Genomic DNA, 18074 nt, shown 5'->3' on the forward strand with positions numbered 1-18074 from the left:
GAACAACACGAGGCGCCCCATGGCCAAGACCGTCCGCGATTACATCCGCACCATTGTCGATTTCCCCCACGAGGGCATCCTGTTTCGCGATGTCACCACACTCTTTGCCGATCCGCGCGGGTTTCGCATGTGTGTCGATCAGATGCTGCACCCCTATGCCGGAGAGGACATCGACATGGTTGTAGGGCTTGAGGCGCGGGGGTTCATTCTGGGGGGCGCCATTGCGCATCAGCTTGGCACCGGGTTCGTACCGATCCGCAAAAAGGGTAAATTGCCCGGCACCACGATCAGCCAGGATTACAAGCTGGAATATGGCGAGGCGATCATGGAAATCCATGACGATGCCCTGAAGCCTGGCGCGCGGGTTCTGTTGGTCGATGATCTGCTGGCCACCGGAGGTACGGCGGCGGCGGGCATTTCCCTGCTGGCACGGCTGAATGCACAGATCGTGGGCTGTGCCTTTATTGTCGACCTGCCTGAACTGGGCGGACGCGGGGTGCTTGAGGCGCTGGGGATGGAGGTTCACGCCCTATGTGCATTCGACGGCGCCTGAGGCTGGTCGTACATTTGAGTATTTTTATCAGTAAAAAATAGAAGATCGGCTTTTTACTGATCGAAATACTCCCGCCGGAGGCGTCCTCAGGCCCGCAACACAGCGCCCGGATTCATGATGCCACGGGGGTCGAGAGCGGTCTTGATCGCGCCCATCGCCGCCAGTTTCGCCGGATCGCCGTAACGTTCCAGATCGCCGACCTTCAGGCGCCCTACGCCGTGTTCGGCACTGAACGATCCGCCCATTTCGGCCACCAGATCGTTCACTGCGCGGCGGATGTCCGGGGCCAGATGAGCGTGATCAGCAGCGCGCCCGCCCGGTTGCGGGAAGATGTTGTAATGCAGGTTGCCGTCGCCCAGATGGCCGAAGGCGTTGATGCGGAAATTTCCTATCCGCGCGATTGCGGCTGCGCCGCGGGTAACGAACTCTGGGACGGACGAGAGGGGCAGGGAAATATCGTTTGAAACGATGGCGCCGATGCGCCGGTTTGCTTCGGGGATCGTTTCGCGGATGGTCCAGAAATCATCCCGTTGCGCGAGTGAACTGGCGATCACCCCATCCGTCACCAGCCCCTGCTCCGCCGCTTCGGCGAATACGGTTTCCAGCAGTTCTGCGGGGTTTTGGCCTGCGCCGGTTCCCAAATCAATCAGCACCGACCATGGCGGGATTGGCGCAAAGGGTTGGCGCACGGGCAGATTTGCCTCTTGCAGAAAAGTCAGCCCCATGCCGTTGATCAGCTCGAACGCCGAGACCATGCCACCGGTTATATCTTGCGCCAGTGCCAGCAGTGACAGCCCGGCGGCTGGTCCCCCCATCACCATCAGCGCGGCCCCTTGATGCGCCGGGCGAGGTGACAGGCGCAGGGCGGCGGCGGTGATCACCCCCAGTGTGCCTTCAGCCCCGATCAGGAGGTTGCGCAGATCATAGCCCGTGTTGTCTTTGCGCAACCGCCGCGCGCCGTGGAAGATTGTTCCGTCGGGCAGCACCGCCTCGACCCCCAGGCACAGGCTCGCGTGCATTGCCATAGCGCAGCACGTTCACGCCCCCCGCGTTGGTGGACAGATTGCCGCCAATCCGGCACGATCCCTCGGACGCGAGGGACAAGGGAAACAACCGGCCTGCGTCGTCCGCTGCGGTTTGGACATCGGCCAGAAGTGCGCCCGCCTCGGCGACCAGCACGTTTTCCTCGGGGTACACCGCGCGAATCGCATTCATCCCCTGCAAAGACAGCAGGATCGGCGCCGGGCCATCGGGCATCACCTGCCCCCCGACAAGACCGGTGCCGCCGCTGAGCGGGACAATCGCAATACGGTGACGGGCGGCAAAGCGCACCACCTGGGCCACCTGTTCGGCGGTTTTGGGCAGGGCCACACAGCCCGCCTGCCCGTGCCATTTACCGCGCGGCTCTTCCAGTTGCGCGGGCGTGGGGGCGCACGGCGCCGTCGGGCAACAGGGTCGCCAGGTCACGGGCAAGGGCGGCGGTCATGGGGTTTAGCATGGCGGCACCAAACCCCAAGCGGGCGGGCGCTGCAAGTGTGGATTGACGCGCCAGCCGGGGGGCAGGAACATGGAAACGGCTCAAAAATGAAAAGTCTTTTTTATACAATGCGTTGCAGAGGGTTGGGGCGGTCATTTCGGGGTTGATTTCGGTGTCGCAGCAGGGCCGCCATGGGATAGGTTATTTGCGGTAAACTATTGAAAAATATATGAAATACATCTATTTTCGACATGACACATGCAGTTTGCGTGTTCTGTGCTGTTGCTAAATTCGGCTGCATCCTACCTGGCAAATCCTGCGGGAATTTCCCCTATAACATATTGATTTTGATTATTATTTTTCCTTTACCAGCCACTATATGGATGCGGATATGCTGGAGCAGGAAAAGGCGCTGTTTCCTGAACATGGCTTGGCGCCGCAATTGTCCGAGGAACAGGAACACATGATGCTGGCACGTCACGGAAACTTTGACGGTGCAATGCCAGATGGGCCGGGCTGATCAGCCTGCGGTGGTGCGTCCGCGCCGGTCGCTGCGCAGGTTGGAATACAGCACATGATTGCGCCAGCGCCCGTTGATTTGAAGGTAACTTTGGGCGACGCCTTCGTATTTGAACCCGCTGCGTTCCAACGCCGCGCGCGAGGCGGCGTTTTCGGCCAGACAGGCCGCCTCGATCTCGCGACAGATCCATCACATGAAAGGCGTGATGGACGACCCCGGCGATGGCTTCGGCCATATAGCCTTGGCGGGCGAAGGGCGCGCCGATCCAATAGCCCAAAGTGCCCGCCTGGGACGGGCCACGGCGGATGTTATCGAGGGTGATCGCGCCCAACAGCACATCATCTTTGCGCCGGACCAGAAACAACGGCAGCGCGCTGCCGTTGCCGATCGAACGCTGCGCCCAATAGACACGGTTGGTAAAGCTTTTGCGCGACAGGTGGTCTGACGACCATGTCGGTTCCCACGGGATCAGAAATTCGGCGCTGGCCTCGCGCAGGGCGGTCCATGGTCGAAAATCGCTGTGCTGCGGGGCGCGCAGGCTGATGCGGTCGGTTTCGATCCGCAGCCGGCGCCGCGACAAAAGCATTACGCGGCAAACCTTGCGGTCAATGCCTCCAGTCCGGGCGCCCCGTCCACCGGACCGTAAAGCGCCATGGCCGCCTTGCGCCCTGCTGCCAGCGTACCGGCAAAATCGCGCACATCGCCGGTGGTCACGCCGTCGATCCGGGCCACGGTTTCATCCAGGTCGGGCACCCGGCCCCAGATCGCCAGCAGCCGCGCCAAACGCTCGGCCCGGTTGGAGGGGCTTTCCAACCCCATGAGAAGGCCTGCCTTCATCTGGGCGCGGGCGCGGGCCACTTCCTCGGGGGCCATATCCGTGGCGGCGCGCGACAGTTCATCGACCGTCAGTTCGGCCAATTCACCGATCTGTCCGGCGCTGGTGCCGGCATAGATGGTGATCATGCCTGTGTCGTCATAGGCGCCCGCCTGGGCAAAGATCGAATAACACAGGCCGCGCTTTTCACGCACCTCCTGAAACAGGCGCGATGACATGCCGCCGCCAAGGGCGCTGGCGTAGATCTGCGATGTATAGAACGCCGGATCGCGATACCCCGGCGATTCAAACGCAAGGGTGAAATGCACCTGTTCCAGCGCCTTGCCCTCGCGGCGTTCCCCCCGGTGAACAGGGCCGGTGTCACGGGTTTTGAAACCCGCGCCGACAAGCCGCCAAACAGCTTTTCCGCCGCGCGCACGATGGCGTCGTGATCAACGGCACCGGCAGCGGCAATGATCATTTCACTGGGCGCATAGCGTTCCGACACAAAGCCCGACAAATCGGCCTTGGAGAATTGCTCGACCCGTTCGGCAGGGCCAAGGATCGAGCGGCCCATGGGCTGGTCGGGATAGGCCACCTCTTGCAGCCAGTCAAAGACGATATCATCGGGCGTGTCCAATGCCTGCCCGATCTCTTGCAGGATCACGCCGCGTTCAATCTCGATTTCGCTGTCGTCGAACACCGGGTTCAGCACGATGTCGGCAATCACATCCAGTGCCAGCGGCACATCCGCCTCAAGCACCCGGGCGTAATAGGCGGTCAACTCGCGGCTGGTATAGGCGTTGATATAGCCGCCCACGTCCTCTATCGCCTCGGCGATCTGCAAGGCGCTGCGCCGCTTGGTCCCCTTGAAGGCCATATGCTCCAGAAAATGGGCAATGCCATTCTGTTCGATCCGTTCATGTCGCCCGCCCGCGGTGATCCAGATCCCGACCGAGGCAGATTTCAGCCCCGGCATGTTTTCGGTCACGATACGCAGGCCATTGGCCAGGGTGTGGATGTCGACGGTCACTGAGAGATACGGCTCGCGCATGAGAGATTGGATTTCGCCAAGAGAGTTGGCCACCCGGGTCATCCGTTCGGGCCTGTCATAAAGATCGGCCATCCGATTGGGAAGGGGCGGGCGAATGCCGGTTGCCGCCGCGACCGCATCGGGGAATTTCGCCGGATGGGCGGTGGCAAGGGTAATCATCGGGGTATCGGCGCGCAGATGTTCCTGCGCCACCTTCACCCCGACGGCGGAATGGGGGCAAAGCACCTCGCCCGTTGCGGCGTGGATCGCGCGGATGGTGGCCGCGGTTTCCGCCTCGTCGGCGCGGCCCGAATCGAAATGGTCGCGCAGGGTTTCCAGCGCGCCTTGCGACACGTTGAACCCGCCCTGCCCCAGTTCATCCATCAACTGGCGCACGGCGCCACCATCGCGGCCATAGGCATCAAACAGCGCCCGTTCGAAATTGCTCGACACCTGAATATCCATCGACGGGCTGATTGTCGGCTCAACCCCCTGTTTCATGTGCTGACCGGTGGCCAGCGTGCGGTGCAGAATATCGTTGCGGTTGGTCGCCACCACCAGCCGGTCGATGGGCAGGCCCATTTTTTTGGCGATGTAGCCGGCAAAAATGTCACCGAAATTGCCCGTGGGAACGGTAAAGCTGACCCTGCGGTGGGGCGCGCCAAGGGCCACGGCGGATGAGAAATAATACACCACTTGCGCCAGCACCCGCGCCCAGTTGATGCTGTTCACCGCCGTCAGGCCCACCGAATCACGGAAGTCGAAATCGTTGAACATGGCTTTGACGGCCGCCTGGCAATCATCGAAATCGCCATCGACCGCCAGCGCGTGAACGTTCGCCTCGTCCGGTGTGGTCATCTGGCGGCGCTGCACCTCGGACACCCGGCCATGGGGGAACAGGATAAACACATCCACCGCGTCCAGCCCACGAAACGCCTCGATCGCGGCGCTGCCGGTATCGCCCGAAGTGGCACCGACGATGGTAATCCGCTCGCCCTTGCGCGCCATCGCCTCTTGAAACAACTGACCGATCAGTTGCATGGCGAAATCCTTGAACGCCAGGGTGGGACCGTGGAACAGTTCCAACAGGAAATGCCCCGATCCAAGCTGTACCAAAGGCGCGCGCGCGGCATGGCCAAACCCGCCATAGGCCTTGGCGATCAATTCGTGAAATACGTCATCGGGCAAGTCGACAAAGGGGCGCATGACGCGAAAGGCCACTTCCTCATAGGGCAGCCCGGCCAGCGCGGCGATATCCCCCGCCGACATCTGCGGCACCACGCCCGGCACATAAAGCCCGCCGTCGCGCGCCAGCCCGGCCAGCATCGCATCTTCAAACCCCAGATCCGGGGCCTGCCCGCGTGTCGAGACATACTGCAAAATCTTATCCTTCTGCCTTTGGGCGCCTCATACGCCAGACGAAAAACCCTGTCATCCCCGCCCATGCAATCGCAAGCAAAAACCATGTGATCGCATAGCCCAGATGATCGTTGGGAATGCCCTCGGTTCCAACCGGAAGGGCAATGACCGGCCCGTCGTCAAAGCTGCGTTCGCGCAACACGATCAGCACCGGTTCGGTGTTCAGGGCGGCGGCCATCACCGGCACATCCCGCGCAAACCAGATGTTTTCATCCACCTCGGCATCGGGGGTAAAACTGTCGGTTTCATCCGGCCAATGGAGGTTGCCCACCACGGTAACGGGGCCGTCATGCCCCACCGGGGCGGGGTGTTCAACCGGCGTTACCCCCCGGTCCAGCATCACCCGGCGTCCGCCCTCGGTGGTAAAGGGTGAAATGATCCGATAGCCGGCGCCAAGGCCCTTTTGGCTGACCAGAACGCGCAGCATCGCATCGCCAAGGGTGCCGGTGGCCGTCACCGGCAGATAGGCGTCGCGCGTCGGGTCGGGGTGTGCCGGAATTGGTTGCGGCGGGGCGGCGATCCTTGTTTCGATTGCCGCAAGGATGCCCTCTTTCCAGGCCAGCCGCCGCACCTGCCATGTGCCCAGCGACAACAGGATCGCAACCCCGACCACACCGAACAGAACCGGAAGGACAAATCGCCCCATCGCACCCTCTTTCATACAACAGGGGCGCCGGAGGTTATCCCGCGCCCCACATATTTTGTCATCGCATATCCGCCCGCACGATGTGCAGGGTGCGCTCAGCCGCCCCAGATGTAAACGGCAGCAAAGAGGAACAGCCAGACGACATCAACAAAGTGCCAGTACCAGGCGGCGGCCTCGAAGCCGACGTGTTGTTCGGGGGTGAAATGGCCCGCCTTTACACGCAGGAAACAGACAAACAGGAAGATCGTCCCGATCACCACGTGAAAGCCGTGGAACCCGGTCGCCATAAAGAAGTTGGCACCATAGATATTGCCCGAGAACCCAAAGGCGGCATGGCTGTATTCATAGGCCTGAAACACGGTGAACAGCAGCCCCAGAACCACAGCAAGGATCAGCCCGTTGGCCATATCCTTGCGGTTGTTTTCATGAACCAGAGCGTGGTGCGCCCAGGTGGCGGCACAGCCGGAACACAGCAGGATCAGGGTGTTGATCAGCGGCAGATGCCAGGGATCAAAGGTTTCGATCCCCACCGGGGGCCATGACAGAAATTCGACAGGCTGTTCAGGGCCACCGGGGAAAATGGCGTGCTTGAAAAAGCTCCAGAACCACGCGGCGAAAAACATCACCTCGGACATGATAAAGAAGATGAAGCCATAGCGCAGGCCGATCCGCACCACCGGAGTGTGATCGCCGGAGTTGCCTTCCACGACCACTTCGGACCACCAGCCATACATGACGTACAGAACGCCAGCCAGCCCGACCAGGAACATCCAGGGCCCCATGTCGTGGAACAACAGAACGGCGCCAAACAGCATGACAAAGCCACCCAATGCGCCAAGCAGCGGCCAGATTGACGGCGGCAGAATGTGATAATCGTGATTTTTTTCGTGCGCCATGGGCGTTCCCTCGTCTCGGGCCCTTGTTCGGGCTTGTTATTCTACGCTCAGACTCGCCTGTTCTTCGGGCAGGTCGATTTCATAGAACGTGTATGACAGTGTGATGTGTTTGACAAACTTCGCGTCGCGATCATTCACGATATCCGGGTCAACATAAAACGTCACGGGCATCTGCACCCGCTCGCCCGGTTGCAGCACCTGTTCGGTAAAACAGAAACATTCGATCTTGGTGAAATATCCCCCCGCCTCATAAGGTGCAACATTATAGCTGGCCTGCCCGGCAATGGGGTGATCCGTGGGGTTATAGGCCTCGTAAAAGGCCAGACCGGTTTCACCGATCTTCAGATCCATCTCGCGGTTGACCGGCTTGAACGTCCAGGGCATGCCCGGCGCGACCGATCCGTCAAAGCGGATCGTGATCGTCTGATCGAGCACCTGATCGGCCCCGGCCCCGGTGACCGTTGCGCCGCCATACCCGGTGACCCGGCAGAACCAGCTGTAAAACGGAATCGCGGCCCAGGCCAGCGCACCCATGACAAGGACAACGCCCACCATCTGGGCGGCGGTTTTATTCTTCGGGTCCATCATCAGTTCCCCGCCTTGGGTGCAGGTTCCAATTCGGGCCGGACCACGTGATCAAAGGCCTGAACGGCGCCAAGCTGTTTCACCTTCACCACCGTCAGCCCGAAAACGATAGCCACAAAGCAGGCCAGCACCAACCCGACACCCAGATTGCGCGAAAAGCGCCGCTTGTGCAGGTCATGTTCTGTCTTGATCGCCATCAGATTACCCCGAACACACGCAATCCGGCATCTGTCAAAAGCGCCAGGAAATGCAGGAAAAGATAGAGCAGCGAAAACTGAAAGAACGCCTTTTCCGTCTTGTAGGAATCCGCTTCGGCCATTTCTTCGTCGCGGCGGAAAATATCGATCGCGCCCTTGACGAACCAGGCGTTCGCCAGAACCGCCACCGTCAGGTAAACCGGCCCGCCGATCTGGGTCAGGCCCAGCCCAACAGCCAGTGGCGCCAAAAGCAGGGTATAGACCAGAATATGCACCCGGGTCACGCGCCGCCCATGGGTCACGGTCAGCATCGGCACACCGGCGTTGTTGTAATCCTTTTTCAGGAACAGCGCGAGCGCCCAGAAATGCGGCGGCGTCCACATGAAGATCAGCCCGAACATCAGCACCGCAGCAAGAGACACGCTCCCGGTGGCGGCAACCCAGCCGATCAGCGGCGGAAAGGCCCCCGCCGCCCCACCGATCACGATATTCTGCGGGGTCGAGCGTTTCAGCCACATGGAATAAACCACGGCATAGAAAAAAATCGTAAAGGCCAGCAGCGCACCCGCCGCCAGATTGGTCGCCAGCGCCAGCATGACCACCGCAAAGCCCGACAGCCCCAGTCCGATACCCAGCGCCTCCTGGCCCGTGACCTTACCGGCCGGGATGGGGCGTTTGCGGGTCCGGTTCATCACCGCATCGATATCCGCATCCCACCACATGTTCAGCGCACCAGAGGCCCCTGCCCCCACGGCGATGAACAGCACCGCGCAAAAACCGATCATCGGATGCACGTCGACCGGCGCCACCATCAGCCCGACAAAGGCCGTGAACACCACCAACGACATCACACGGGGTTTCAGCAGGGCGAAATAATCGCCGAACTGTGCCTCGTTGTCATGCTCAAGAATGGTTGCATCGGTCATGGGTACTGGTGTCCGTCAGATAGGGGGTGGCCGGGTGCGTACACCCGACCCTTGATTGTGGTCAGATCAGTTGGCCGAGGCCAGACGCACGCCGCTTTCGATCTGCGGTGTGCCGGCATATTCCGCAATCGCACCCTTGAGCCACTTATCATAGTTTTCCTGGCTGACGACCTTGACCGTGATCGGCATATAGGCGTGATCCTTGCCGCACAATTCGGAACACTGACCGAAATAGATGCCTTCCTTTTCGGCCTTGAACCACAGTTCGGCCAGACGACCGGGAACGCCGTCCTGCTTTACGCCAAAGGCCGGGATCGTCCAGGAATGGATCACGTCGGCGCCTGTCACCTGCACAACGACGATCTTGTTCACCGGCACCACCATCGCGGTGTTGGTGGCCAGCCGGAATTCATCCTGCGAATAGCCGTAATCCGCCAATTCGTCGCGCTTGAGCATGAAGCTGTCAAAGCCGAACTCGCTGTCGGGGTATTCATAGGTCCAGTACCACTGATTCCCTGTCGCCTTGATGGTCACGTCCGCCTCGGGGATTTCCTGTTGTTTGAACAGCACCGGGAGCGAGAACGCGCCGATGAAAATCAGAATCACGATCGGCACGATGGTCCAGGTGATTTCGATCGGGGTGTTGTGGGTGAACGACGCCGGGGTCGGGTGAACGCGGCGGTTGTGCTTGATCGCGACAATGGCCAGCAGAAGTATGACAAAAGCCACGATCACGGTGCAGATCACCGTCAGCATGTCATCCAACCCGTGGATATCCCGGGCCAGTTCGGTGGCGGCGGGTTGAAAATAAACGCCCCCCGCTGTTGGGTGGCCGACGATCTCTAGGCCATCAAGCCCGTCCTGGGCCCATGCTGCCGCGCCCGTCAAGGCGGTGGTGCATCCGGCCAAAAGGCCCGCAACTTTGGTGTGAAAGCGCATATTCCGGTTCCTGCTTTGGCTGTGGGCGGTGGTGCCGCCCGTCCGGGCCACCGCCCTTCGGACGGAATCCCGTTGTGTTCTCGCGTTCTGAAACCATATTAGACAGAAATGGACAAGCCAAACCACTGTGGCATTCAGCCGCTTTTGCGTTTTATGTTGCCGACCAGACAGGAGTTATCATGTCCGACACCCCATTTCGCCCGTTCGACACCCAGCTTGACGCCGACGCCGCCCTTGCCACCCTGCGCGCGGCGGTGGCCGGCGCCGATGATGGCGAACTGTTTCTGGAGCGCAGCCGATCAGAGGTGATCGTTTTTGACGACGCAAGGGTGCGCACCGCCAGCTATGACGCCTCCGAAGGTTTTGGATTGCGCGCCGTGCGGGGCGAAACCGCCGGTTACGCCCATTCAAGCGAGATTTCGGAAACCGCACTGAACCGTGCGGCACAAACCGCGCGTCTGGCGGTGGGCGATGGCGGCGGCACCCTGGCCGACGCCCCGCGTTCCACCAATGTGAAACTCTATACCGACAACGACCCGATGACGGACGCGACATTCGCGGTCAAACTCGACACCCTGCGCGAAATTGATGCCTTCGCGCGCGCGCTTGATCCGCGTGTGGTGCAGGTCAGCGCGACCATGGCCGCCTCGATTCAGGAAATCGAGATTCTGCGCCCCGAGGGCCATTCCGTGCGCGATGTCCGCCCGATGACCCGGCTGAACGTATCGGTCATCGTCGAACAGGACGGGCGACGCGAATCCGGTGGCGTTGGCGGCGGTGGGCGGTTGGGGCTGACCGGCCTTGTGGCATCCGATCACTGGCAGGGTCTGGCGCGCGAGGCGCTGCGCATCGCGCTGGTCAACCTTGAGGCCGAACCGGCGCCGGCGGGCATCATGGATGTGGTGCTTGGCCCCGGCTGGCCCGGCATCCTGCTGCACGAGGCTGTCGGCCACGGGTTGGAGGGCGATTTCAACCGCAAACAGACCAGCGCCTTTGCCGGATTGGTGGGCCAACAAGTCGCCGCCAGAGGCGTGACCGTGCTGGACGATGGCACCATCCCCGACCGGCGCGGATCAATCACCGTCGACGATGAAGGCACACCTTCGGGCAAAAACGTGCTGATCGAAGACGGCGTGCTGGTGGGCTATATGCAGGACCGCCAGAACGCCCGGCTCATGGGGGTATCCGCCACCGGCAACGGGCGGCGCGAAAGTTACGCTCACACCCCGATGCCGCGGATGACCAACACCTATATGCTGGGCGGCGATGCGACCCCCGGCGATATTCTGGCCGATCTCAAGGATGGCATCTATGCCGTCGGTTTTGGCGGCGGCCAGGTCGATATTACCAGCGGTAAATTCGTGTTTTCCTGCACCGAGGCATACCGGGTGAAAAACGGCAAGGTGGGCGCGCCGGTCAAGGGCGCAACCCTGATCGGTGACGGTGCCACCGCATTGCAAAAAATCCGTGGTATCGGCAACGACATGGCCCTTGACCCGGGCATGGGAAATTGCGGCAAGGCGGGCCAATGGGTGCCGGTGGGCGTGGGGCAGCCGACCCTGATGATCGGCGGGCTGACCGTGGGCGGCAGCGCGGCCTAACGCGACCCGGCCCTGAACCGGTTGGCCCATGCGCGGTTGGTGGCATCTGCCAGCCGCGCCACCGGCGGCATGATTCCCTCTGCCAGCGCAGAATCCAGCCCCAGCCGGTTCAGTATCTCGGCCAATATGCCCGTTGGGTCACCTGCCAGATCATCATAATCCACAGTCAGGGGCGTGATGTTTTCACGGGTGAACCAATCCTGCCACGCCTCATTCTGCGCCCGAAGATCGGCCACCTGCCGCGCGATCTCGGCCCTGTCATAGGTTGCCGTCCCCGGTGGTGCGAGCCGCTCCAGCTCGGTTCCGTCTGCCGCCCGGTGCCACAACCCGGTCTGCGTGGCGATCACCCGTGAAATCGCCTGATCCAGGGTATTCGCCCGCCTGAGATGAATGAACAGCACCCTGCCAAATGCCGCCTTGAACCGCGCCAGATCGCTGTTGTGGCCGGGATGAAGGATGCCCAACTGTTGCGCCAGAAAATCAAAACTATCGCGCTGCACCCTGAGGCCAAACATCCCCGTGCCGCCCCTGCCCCGCGCCTGCGCCGCGTCAAACACCGCGCGCAGCATGGCACGTTCGTCGGGAAAATCACCGGGCGACAGCGCAAAGGCCCGCATCCAATCAGCCAGCGCCGGTTTGTGAAAATGGGAATTCGGCACCCCCGATTGCCCGGTCGCCGCCAACAGCTTGCACAACAATGTGCTGCCGCTGCGCGGGGTGGAACAGATCACATACGCATCGTATCGGGCCATCTTTCGCTCCGGTAAAACAAAAACCGCCGCCCGAACGGATCGGACGGCGGTAAATGCGCGATATGTGACAGGATCAGGCGGCGGCGCGGCTGATCAGGACATCGCCCACCTGTTTCTGGGCCAGAACCTCGTCACCGCCGGTGACGGCGGCCACTTCACGGGTCAGACGCTCAAGCGCGGCTTCGTAAAGCTGACGCTCGGAATAGCTCTGCTCGCGCTGATCGTCGGTGCGGTGCAAATCGCGCACCACTTCGGCAATCGCGATCAGATCGCCCGAGTTGATCTTTTGCTCGTATTCCTGCGCCCGGCGCGACCACATGGCCTTTTTCACCTTGGCCTTACCCTTGAGCGTGGTCATCGCCCGCGTCACCACATCGGGCGAGGACAGGGCGCGCATGCCCACTTCGGTTGCCTTGTGGGTCGGCACGCGCAGGGTCATCTTGTCCTTTTCGAACGAGATCACGAACAGCTCAAGCGTGATGCCGGCAATCTCTTGTTCTTCGACCGAAACGATCTGACCCACACCATGGGCGGGATAGACAACAAATTCGTTCGGACGGAAGTCGAGTTTTTTAGATTTGCTCATTCAGACACATTCCTCGTAAGGCCCCCAGAATTCAGGCGACAGAAGAACGGCGGGAACACACAAATCCTCCCGTCGTTCGGTCAATCGGTTGTCAGGTCGGCAATGCCGCATTGCGGCAAGCGCCCCCGGGACTTTGTCCATCGCCTTGTTCAACTGTTACTAACATAGCACAAAAAAGCGCCATCTCAAAGGCACCGCTGCGTAAGTTGCGAATAACCTTGGAAATAAGGCGCTTAGGGGCGCAACGTTGCCATTTTTGCCGCAGTGCAGAGCGCCCGGCGCGAGATCAGCCACCCTCGCCGGGGGTTTCGCTAAAGTACTTTTCCATCTTGCCGGTTTCGCCGTCCCGCTCTTCCGCCTCGGGCAGGGGATCTTTCTTGGTGATGATCACGGGCCAGGCTTCGGAATACTTGCGGTTGAATTCCACCCACGGGTCCATATCCGGTTCCGTGTCGGGAAAAATCGCCTCGGCGGGGCATTCCGGTTCGCAAACGCCGCAGTCAATACATTCGTCCGGGTGAATGACCAGCATGTTTTCACCCTCATAGAAGCAGTCCACAGGGCAGACTTCCACGCAATCGGTGTATTTGCAGGCGATGCAATTGTCGGTGACAATATAGGTCATAGGTGCGGTCCCATCTCAGCGTCTTCATCACCTAGCCGAGTGCCGCGGATCATTCAAGCGGTCCAGAGCGCGCAGCCTGCGACATCCTTGTCATGTCGCGGCGGTCTTTCTTGGTGGGGCGTCCGCCACCGTCGTAACGGGGGGCCTGTGCCACGGGGTCGGGGCGTGGTGGCGCGGGCGGACTGCGATCAAGATAAAGCGCCTGCGCCTCGGGTGCGGGGCCGCGCCGGGTGCCGCAGGACAGGATTTCGACAACCCGGATCGCATCGCCCTGCGCGAAGGTCAGAACATCGCCCTGCCCCACAGCCAGCGCCGGTTTGACAGCGCGCAGGCCATTGACCCGCACGTTGCCGCCCGAAACCAGCCGCGTGGCCAAGCTGCGCGTCTTGAAAAATCGCGCAAACCACAGCCATTTGTCCAACCGGACAGTGGCGCGTGCCTCAGGTTTTGTCACGCAGCCCCATGAGCGCCGCCGCAAACGGATTGTCGGGGTCGATCGGTTTTTCCTTGCGGGGCGGGCGCGACTCGAACTTTTTGGCGCCGGGTTTGCCCCTTGCGGCGCAGCGCCCTTGCCCTTGCGGGGGCCACCCTTGCCGCGTGGTTTGCCGTCACCCTGGGGCCGTTTGCCGCCACCGTCGCGGCGCTGTTGGCCCCGGTTGCCGTCGCGCACCGGGCGGTTGCCGCCCCAGGTGAAGGTATAGAACACCTCGGTTTCCACCGGCGCCGCCGCAGGCGTTTCGGGCAATGCTGCGTCACCCAAAGGTTCGTCACCACCGGGGCCTGCGCGGCATCGGTCGAGGGCAGATCGGCGGCGTCGCCAGCATCCAAGGCCTGTTCCAACGACGGATCGCCGGGTTGCTCCATGGCCTGATCAACCGGCAGCGCCGATTCGTCAACGCGCGGTTCAGGCGTTTCGGCAGGGGCCGGGGCGGGTGTTTCCGCCGGGGTCTGATCGGGCGCTTCGGCGGGAACCTCGGCAGGGGTTTCATCGGGGGTCAGGTCGGGCAATTCGGCGGGTGGGGTTGATGCCGCCTTGACCTTGGGCCGCTCGCCCTTTTCGGCGCGATAGCCAAGACCGGCCAACAGACCCGAGAATTGCTCAAGCGTCATGCCGGTGATCGACAGCATATCTGCCGTTGCCTCAAACCCGGCGCGGCTGTCCTTGGCGCGCAGCATATCGGCCAGCCGTTCCAGCATGTCGATGCGAATCGCCCGCTCGCCCGCCACGCGATAGCCCGACATGATCGCCGCCTCGGGGTCGGTGCCAGCGGGAACGGGAATTGTCACCAACCCGGGCGGCGGGCTTTCGGGAAATTCCGACAGGCCCTTGGACAGGGACCATAACACAAGGCGCAACCGCGTGGGCGCGGGTTTCAACAGCAGGGGCAGGAAAATGGTGAACTGGCCAAAGCGGATGCCATGTTTGCGCAGGGCACCGCGCGCCTCCTGATCCAGCTCTTTCACCTCGCCCGCAATCGTTTCGCGCGACAGCAGGCCAAGGTTTTCGATCATCCGAAAGGCAAAGCCACGCGCCAGCCCGGTCAGGGTTTCGTCGCGCTGCATGTTCAGCAGCGGTTCGAACAGCGTTGCCACCTTGCGGTCGATGAAATGCTGCAACCGGCGTTGCACCTTTTGGGCCACATCATGGCCTGCCTCGTCATCGACAAAGGCCTCAACCCCCGGCTTCAGGGGTTCAGACCCGGCAATCAACTTGCCCACCGCCTGATCGCCCCACATGAGGCCGCCCTGCTCGGTAAAGTCGATTTCAGTGTCCGGTGCGTTATAGAACCGGTCAGCCCGCAGATGGAATTCCGGGCGCAATGCGGCAACGGCCGCCTGACGCAGCGTCTTTGCCTCATCCGGTGACGCGGACGCATCCTGATGAAAACGGAAGCCCTGCAACCGCCCCAATACCTGACCTTCGACGGTCACTTCACCCTTATCGTTCACCTCGGCCAAAAGGCTCTCCTTCTGTTTGAGCCGCCGCAACAGAACACTGGTGCGCCGGTCCACAAATCGTTGGGTCAGGGCATTGTGCAATGCATCCGACAGTCGGTCTTCTACGGCACGCGTCGCCCCGCGCCAATGGCTTTCGTCATCGACCCAGCCTTTGCGCTGTGCAACATAGGTCCAGGTGCGAATATACGACAATCTTTTGGATAACGCATCAATATCGCCATCGGTTCGGTCAATTCGTTTTATTTGTCGCGCCAGCCAATCATCCGGCACCCTGCCCCATTCGGCAAGATAGCCAAAAATCCGTTCCAGCATCCCGGCGTGTTCGCCCGGTGAAATGCCACGAAAATCGGGAATGCGGCACACATCCCACAACAGTTTCACCCCCCGCGCATCACGACAGCGCATGGCAACCTCGGGCAATGCCGACAGGGTTTTCAGCGCCGCCAGATCATCGGCTTCGCGCGCCCGGGTCAGCCATTCGGCGGCATTGTCCGCCTCGAACCGGGCGCGGTCGGTAGGGGATTCGAGACTGCGGATCAGGGCATCAGCGGTGCCAAATTCCAGCCGCGCGTTGCGCCAGTTGAGCTTTTTCAACGGGGTAAAGCGGTTTTCGACAATCGCATCGGCCACGCCATCATCCAGTTGCGGTGCCTCGCCCGTCACCCCAAAGGTGCCGTCCTTGAGGTATCGCCCCGCCCGCCCGGCGATCTGTGCCAGCTCATTTGGCGCCAGGGGTCGCATCCGCCGGCCATCAAATTTCGCGGTGCCGGAAAAGGCCACATGATTGATGTCGAGGTTCAGCCCCATCCCAATCGCATCGGTGGCGACCAGAAAATCCACATCGCCGTTTTGATACATATCAACCTGGGCATTGCGAGTACGCGGCGAAAGCGCGCCCATGACCACCGCCGCGCCGCCTTTTTGGCGCCGGATCAATTCGGCAATCGCATAGACGTTTTCAACCGAAAATCCGACAATGGCACTGCGCGGTTGCATGCGGGAGATTTTTTTCGCGCCGGTGTACATCAGTTGCGAAAACCGCTCGCGGCGCACGAACTGTACCTGTGGCACCAGTGCGGCGATGGCGCCCTTCATGGTTTCGGCGCCCAAGAACAGGGTTTCGTGGGTGCCACGCGCCCGCAACAACCGGTCGGTAAACACATGGCCCCGCTCGGGGTCGGCGCAAAGCTGAATCTCGTCGATGGCCAGAAAATCGGCGCCCATGCCCTCGGGCATCGCCTCGACCGTGCAGACCCAATATTGGGCGCGATCTGGCACGATCCGTTCTTCGCCAGTGACCAGTGCCACCACCGACGGGCCGCGCGCCGCGACGATACGGTCGTACACCTCGCGCGCCAAAAGCCGCAGAGGCAACCCGATGATACCACTGCGATAGCTCAGCATCCGCTCGATCGCGTAGTGGGTTTTGCCTGTGTTGGTGGGGCCAAGGACCGCGGTGATCCGACCGGTCATTTCCATTTTCTGCTCTCGTTCCTGGCAATTGGGCCGGGCGGTTGTATCCGCGCGCCCGGGCAGCAGACATCATCCGCGCCCAAGGCTCAAGGGGTGGAATGGGTTCAGATCTCAACGCCTTCGGCAATCACCTGTAACCGGGTGATCGCGGCATCGACACCGGGCTGGGCCGGGTAAATATCGCGCACCGCCCGCCATGCCGCCAGCGCCTCTTTGTAATAGCCCAATTCCTCAAGCAACGTGCCAAGCCCGGCCAGCGCCCCGAAATGCCGCGGATTGAGGGCCAGAGCCATGCGGATATCGGCCAGCGATTCGCCATAGCGGTTCAATTGAAACAAGGCCGTTGCGCGGGCGTTATAGCCTTCGGCAAAGTCCGGCGCATGGTCGATCAGGGCGGAATAATGCTCAACCGCCAGCACCAGATCGCCCTGCTGCATCATCTTGCGGCCGCGCTCCAGCAACAGATCCATGGCCGCAGACCCGCTTTTAGACCATTCATCCCAGATCTTTTGCGCGATGGGTTCGGCGCTGACTGCATCGGCGGTTTTCAGGGCGGTGAACAGATCGTCCAGATCGGCCTGTTGTGCGCTCACGGGAAATGTCACACAAAAGTTCAGGGCAAATGCCGTAACGATAGATTTGAGAATTTTCATGACCGCTCCCATAACTGACATAGATATTAGCGCATCGGGACCAGAAAACACCCCATACGCGCATCACAATGAGAGGATTTTCCATGTCTGACCTGATCGCCACCGCCGCCGCCGCCCTGAACGAAAAACTGGGCGGAGATTTCGACGGTTCGGCCAAGTTCGTAATCCCCGACGAGGGCGCCATCATGCTGGACGGGTCAGGCGCCCGCCCGGGTGACGATGACGCCGACGTGACCATGACCGCCGACGCCGACACATTCCGCGAAATCATCGAAGGCGATCTGAACCCGACCAGCGCCTTCATGTCGGGCCGGTTGACCATCGACGGCGATATGGGCACGGCGATGAAACTGGCCTCGGCGCTGGCCTGAGCGATGGTCGCCCTGACCATGGAAACCGCGCCCTTCCATTGTGAAGTGG

At 61.4% G+C, this 18074-nt stretch carries 16 protein-coding genes and 4 pseudogenes; 4 read left to right on the forward strand and 16 right to left on the reverse strand.

The genetic code is table 11. The features are described 5' to 3' along the window. Positions 1–19: 19 nt before the first annotated feature. On the forward strand, positions 20–553 hold the full coding sequence (locus AC0L7P_RS15330; protein WP_473433512.1) for an adenine phosphoribosyltransferase: 534 nt from the start codon (positions 20–22) through the stop codon (positions 551–553). 86 nt (positions 554–639) lie between these two features. Here AC0L7P_RS15330 and AC0L7P_RS15335 read toward each other — a convergent pair. Beyond that, positions 640–2051: pseudogene (locus AC0L7P_RS15335) on the reverse strand (FAD-binding oxidoreductase). 370 nt (positions 2052–2421) lie between these two features. On the opposite strand from AC0L7P_RS15335, the gene AC0L7P_RS15340 reads away from it, so the two are divergent. Beyond that, positions 2422–2550 (forward strand): hypothetical protein, encoded by a 129-nt coding sequence (locus AC0L7P_RS15340; protein WP_473433513.1) that lies wholly within the window; start codon positions 2422–2424, stop codon positions 2548–2550. On the opposite strand, the pseudogene AC0L7P_RS15345 reads toward AC0L7P_RS15340, so the two are convergent. The 9 genes and pseudogenes from AC0L7P_RS15345 to coxB form a co-directional block, all read right to left on the reverse strand. Next, a pseudogene (locus tag AC0L7P_RS15345) lies at positions 2551–3136 on the reverse strand (GNAT family N-acetyltransferase). It lies immediately after the preceding gene. Continuing rightward, positions 3136–4397 (reverse strand): annotated as a pseudogene (locus tag AC0L7P_RS15350) (M16 family metallopeptidase). Before AC0L7P_RS15350 ends, AC0L7P_RS15345 begins: the two co-directional pseudogenes overlap by 1 nt. Before the next feature lie 12 nt (positions 4398–4409). Then, positions 4410–5777 (reverse strand): annotated as a pseudogene (thrC, locus tag AC0L7P_RS15355) (threonine synthase); the annotation flags it as partial. 4 nt (positions 5778–5781) lie between these two features. Continuing rightward, a complete protein-coding gene (locus tag AC0L7P_RS15360) occupies positions 5782–6462 on the reverse strand; it encodes an SURF1 family protein (RefSeq protein WP_473433514.1) in 681 nt (226 codons plus the stop codon). Positions 6463–6557: 95 nt separating this feature from the next. Further along, on the reverse strand, positions 6558–7358 hold the full coding sequence (locus AC0L7P_RS15365) for a cytochrome c oxidase subunit 3 (protein WP_473433515.1): 801 nt from the start codon (positions 7356–7358) through the stop codon (positions 6558–6560). Between the two features lie 36 nt (positions 7359–7394). Further along, complete coding sequence (locus tag AC0L7P_RS15370) at positions 7395–7946, reverse strand: cytochrome c oxidase assembly protein (protein WP_473433516.1); 552 nt, start codon at positions 7944–7946, stop codon at positions 7395–7397. Continuing rightward, entirely contained in the window at positions 7946–8140 is a 195-nt protein-coding gene (locus AC0L7P_RS15375) for a hypothetical protein (protein ID WP_473433517.1), read from the reverse strand. The genes AC0L7P_RS15370 and AC0L7P_RS15375 overlap by 1 nt, the downstream gene beginning before the upstream one ends. Continuing rightward, the gene (gene cyoE / locus AC0L7P_RS15380) at positions 8140–9066 is read right to left on the reverse strand and encodes a heme o synthase (RefSeq protein WP_473433518.1); all 927 of its coding nucleotides are present in this window, start codon (positions 9064–9066) and stop codon (positions 8140–8142) included. The genes AC0L7P_RS15375 and cyoE overlap by 1 nt, the downstream gene beginning before the upstream one ends. 66 nt (positions 9067–9132) lie before the next feature. Beyond that, positions 9133–10005 (reverse strand): cytochrome c oxidase subunit II, encoded by an 873-nt coding sequence (gene coxB / locus AC0L7P_RS15385; RefSeq protein ID WP_473433519.1) that lies wholly within the window; start codon positions 10003–10005, stop codon positions 9133–9135. 179 nt (positions 10006–10184) lie between these two features. On the opposite strand from coxB, the gene tldD reads away from it, so the two are divergent. Continuing rightward, entirely contained in the window at positions 10185–11606 is a 1422-nt protein-coding gene (gene tldD, locus AC0L7P_RS15390) for a metalloprotease TldD (RefSeq protein ID WP_473433520.1), read from the forward strand. Here tldD and AC0L7P_RS15395 read toward each other — a convergent pair. The 6 genes from AC0L7P_RS15395 to AC0L7P_RS15420 form a co-directional block, all read right to left on the reverse strand. Next, positions 11603–12358: a Stf0 family sulfotransferase gene (locus AC0L7P_RS15395; RefSeq protein ID WP_473433521.1), complete on the reverse strand. Its 756-nt coding sequence runs from the start codon at positions 12356–12358 to the stop codon at positions 11603–11605. The genes tldD and AC0L7P_RS15395 overlap by 4 nt on opposite strands. 73 nt (positions 12359–12431) lie before the next feature. After that, complete coding sequence (locus AC0L7P_RS15400) at positions 12432–12944, reverse strand: CarD family transcriptional regulator (protein WP_473433522.1); 513 nt, start codon at positions 12942–12944, stop codon at positions 12432–12434. A gap of 286 nt (positions 12945–13230) precedes the next feature. After that, the gene (fdxA, locus tag AC0L7P_RS15405) at positions 13231–13569 is read right to left on the reverse strand and encodes a ferredoxin FdxA (RefSeq protein ID WP_473433523.1); all 339 of its coding nucleotides are present in this window, start codon (positions 13567–13569) and stop codon (positions 13231–13233) included. Positions 13570–13618: 49 nt separating this feature from the next. Further along, positions 13619–14023: an RNA-binding S4 domain-containing protein gene (locus tag AC0L7P_RS15410; protein WP_473433524.1), complete on the reverse strand. Its 405-nt coding sequence runs from the start codon at positions 14021–14023 to the stop codon at positions 13619–13621. Next, complete coding sequence (locus AC0L7P_RS15415; protein ID WP_473433525.1) at positions 14020–17007, reverse strand: helicase-related protein; 2988 nt, start codon at positions 17005–17007, stop codon at positions 14020–14022. Before AC0L7P_RS15415 ends, AC0L7P_RS15410 begins: the two co-directional genes overlap by 4 nt. Before the next feature lie 98 nt (positions 17008–17105). Beyond that, a complete protein-coding gene (locus AC0L7P_RS15420; RefSeq protein WP_473433526.1) occupies positions 17106–17654 on the reverse strand; it encodes a tetratricopeptide repeat protein in 549 nt (182 codons plus the stop codon). Between the two features lie 83 nt (positions 17655–17737). Between AC0L7P_RS15420 and AC0L7P_RS15425 the strand changes: the two genes are divergently transcribed. Continuing rightward, positions 17738–18025 (forward strand): SCP2 sterol-binding domain-containing protein, encoded by a 288-nt coding sequence (locus AC0L7P_RS15425; RefSeq protein ID WP_473433527.1) that lies wholly within the window; start codon positions 17738–17740, stop codon positions 18023–18025. Positions 18026–18074 lie beyond the last annotated feature (49 nt).

The sequence above is a fragment of the Oceaniglobus sp. K40-3 genome, assembly GCF_055808395.1.

Excerpts from the sequence above, each read along its gene's own strand:
- fdxA (WP_473433523.1), bottom strand. The coding sequence starts at position 13,569 with ATGACCTATATTGTCACCGACAATTGCATCGCCTGCAAATACACCGAT.
- coxB (WP_473433519.1), bottom strand. The coding sequence starts at position 10,005 with ATGCGCTTTCACACCAAAGTTGCGGGCCTTTTGGCCGGATGCACCACC.
- AC0L7P_RS15425 (WP_473433527.1), top strand. The coding sequence starts at position 17,738 with ATGTCTGACCTGATCGCCACCGCCGCCGCCGCCCTGAACGAAAAACTG.
- AC0L7P_RS15330 (WP_473433512.1), top strand. The coding sequence starts at position 20 with ATGGCCAAGACCGTCCGCGATTACATCCGCACCATTGTCGATTTCCCC.
- AC0L7P_RS15360 (WP_473433514.1), bottom strand. The coding sequence starts at position 6,462 with ATGGGGCGATTTGTCCTTCCGGTTCTGTTCGGTGTGGTCGGGGTTGCG.
- AC0L7P_RS15395 (WP_473433521.1), bottom strand. The coding sequence starts at position 12,358 with ATGGCCCGATACGATGCGTATGTGATCTGTTCCACCCCGCGCAGCGGC.
- AC0L7P_RS15420 (WP_473433526.1), bottom strand. The coding sequence starts at position 17,654 with ATGAAAATTCTCAAATCTATCGTTACGGCATTTGCCCTGAACTTTTGT.
- AC0L7P_RS15365 (WP_473433515.1), bottom strand. The coding sequence starts at position 7,358 with ATGGCGCACGAAAAAAATCACGATTATCACATTCTGCCGCCGTCAATC.
- AC0L7P_RS15340 (WP_473433513.1), top strand. The coding sequence starts at position 2,422 with ATGCTGGAGCAGGAAAAGGCGCTGTTTCCTGAACATGGCTTGGCGCCG.
- AC0L7P_RS15400 (WP_473433522.1), bottom strand. The coding sequence starts at position 12,944 with ATGAGCAAATCTAAAAAACTCGACTTCCGTCCGAACGAATTTGTTGTC.
- AC0L7P_RS15415 (WP_473433525.1), bottom strand. The coding sequence starts at position 17,007 with ATGGAAATGACCGGTCGGATCACCGCGGTCCTTGGCCCCACCAACACA.
- tldD (WP_473433520.1), top strand. The coding sequence starts at position 10,185 with ATGTCCGACACCCCATTTCGCCCGTTCGACACCCAGCTTGACGCCGAC.
- AC0L7P_RS15370 (WP_473433516.1), bottom strand. The coding sequence starts at position 7,946 with ATGATGGACCCGAAGAATAAAACCGCCGCCCAGATGGTGGGCGTTGTC.
- AC0L7P_RS15375 (WP_473433517.1), bottom strand. The coding sequence starts at position 8,140 with ATGGCGATCAAGACAGAACATGACCTGCACAAGCGGCGCTTTTCGCGC.
- cyoE (WP_473433518.1), bottom strand. The coding sequence starts at position 9,066 with ATGACCGATGCAACCATTCTTGAGCATGACAACGAGGCACAGTTCGGC.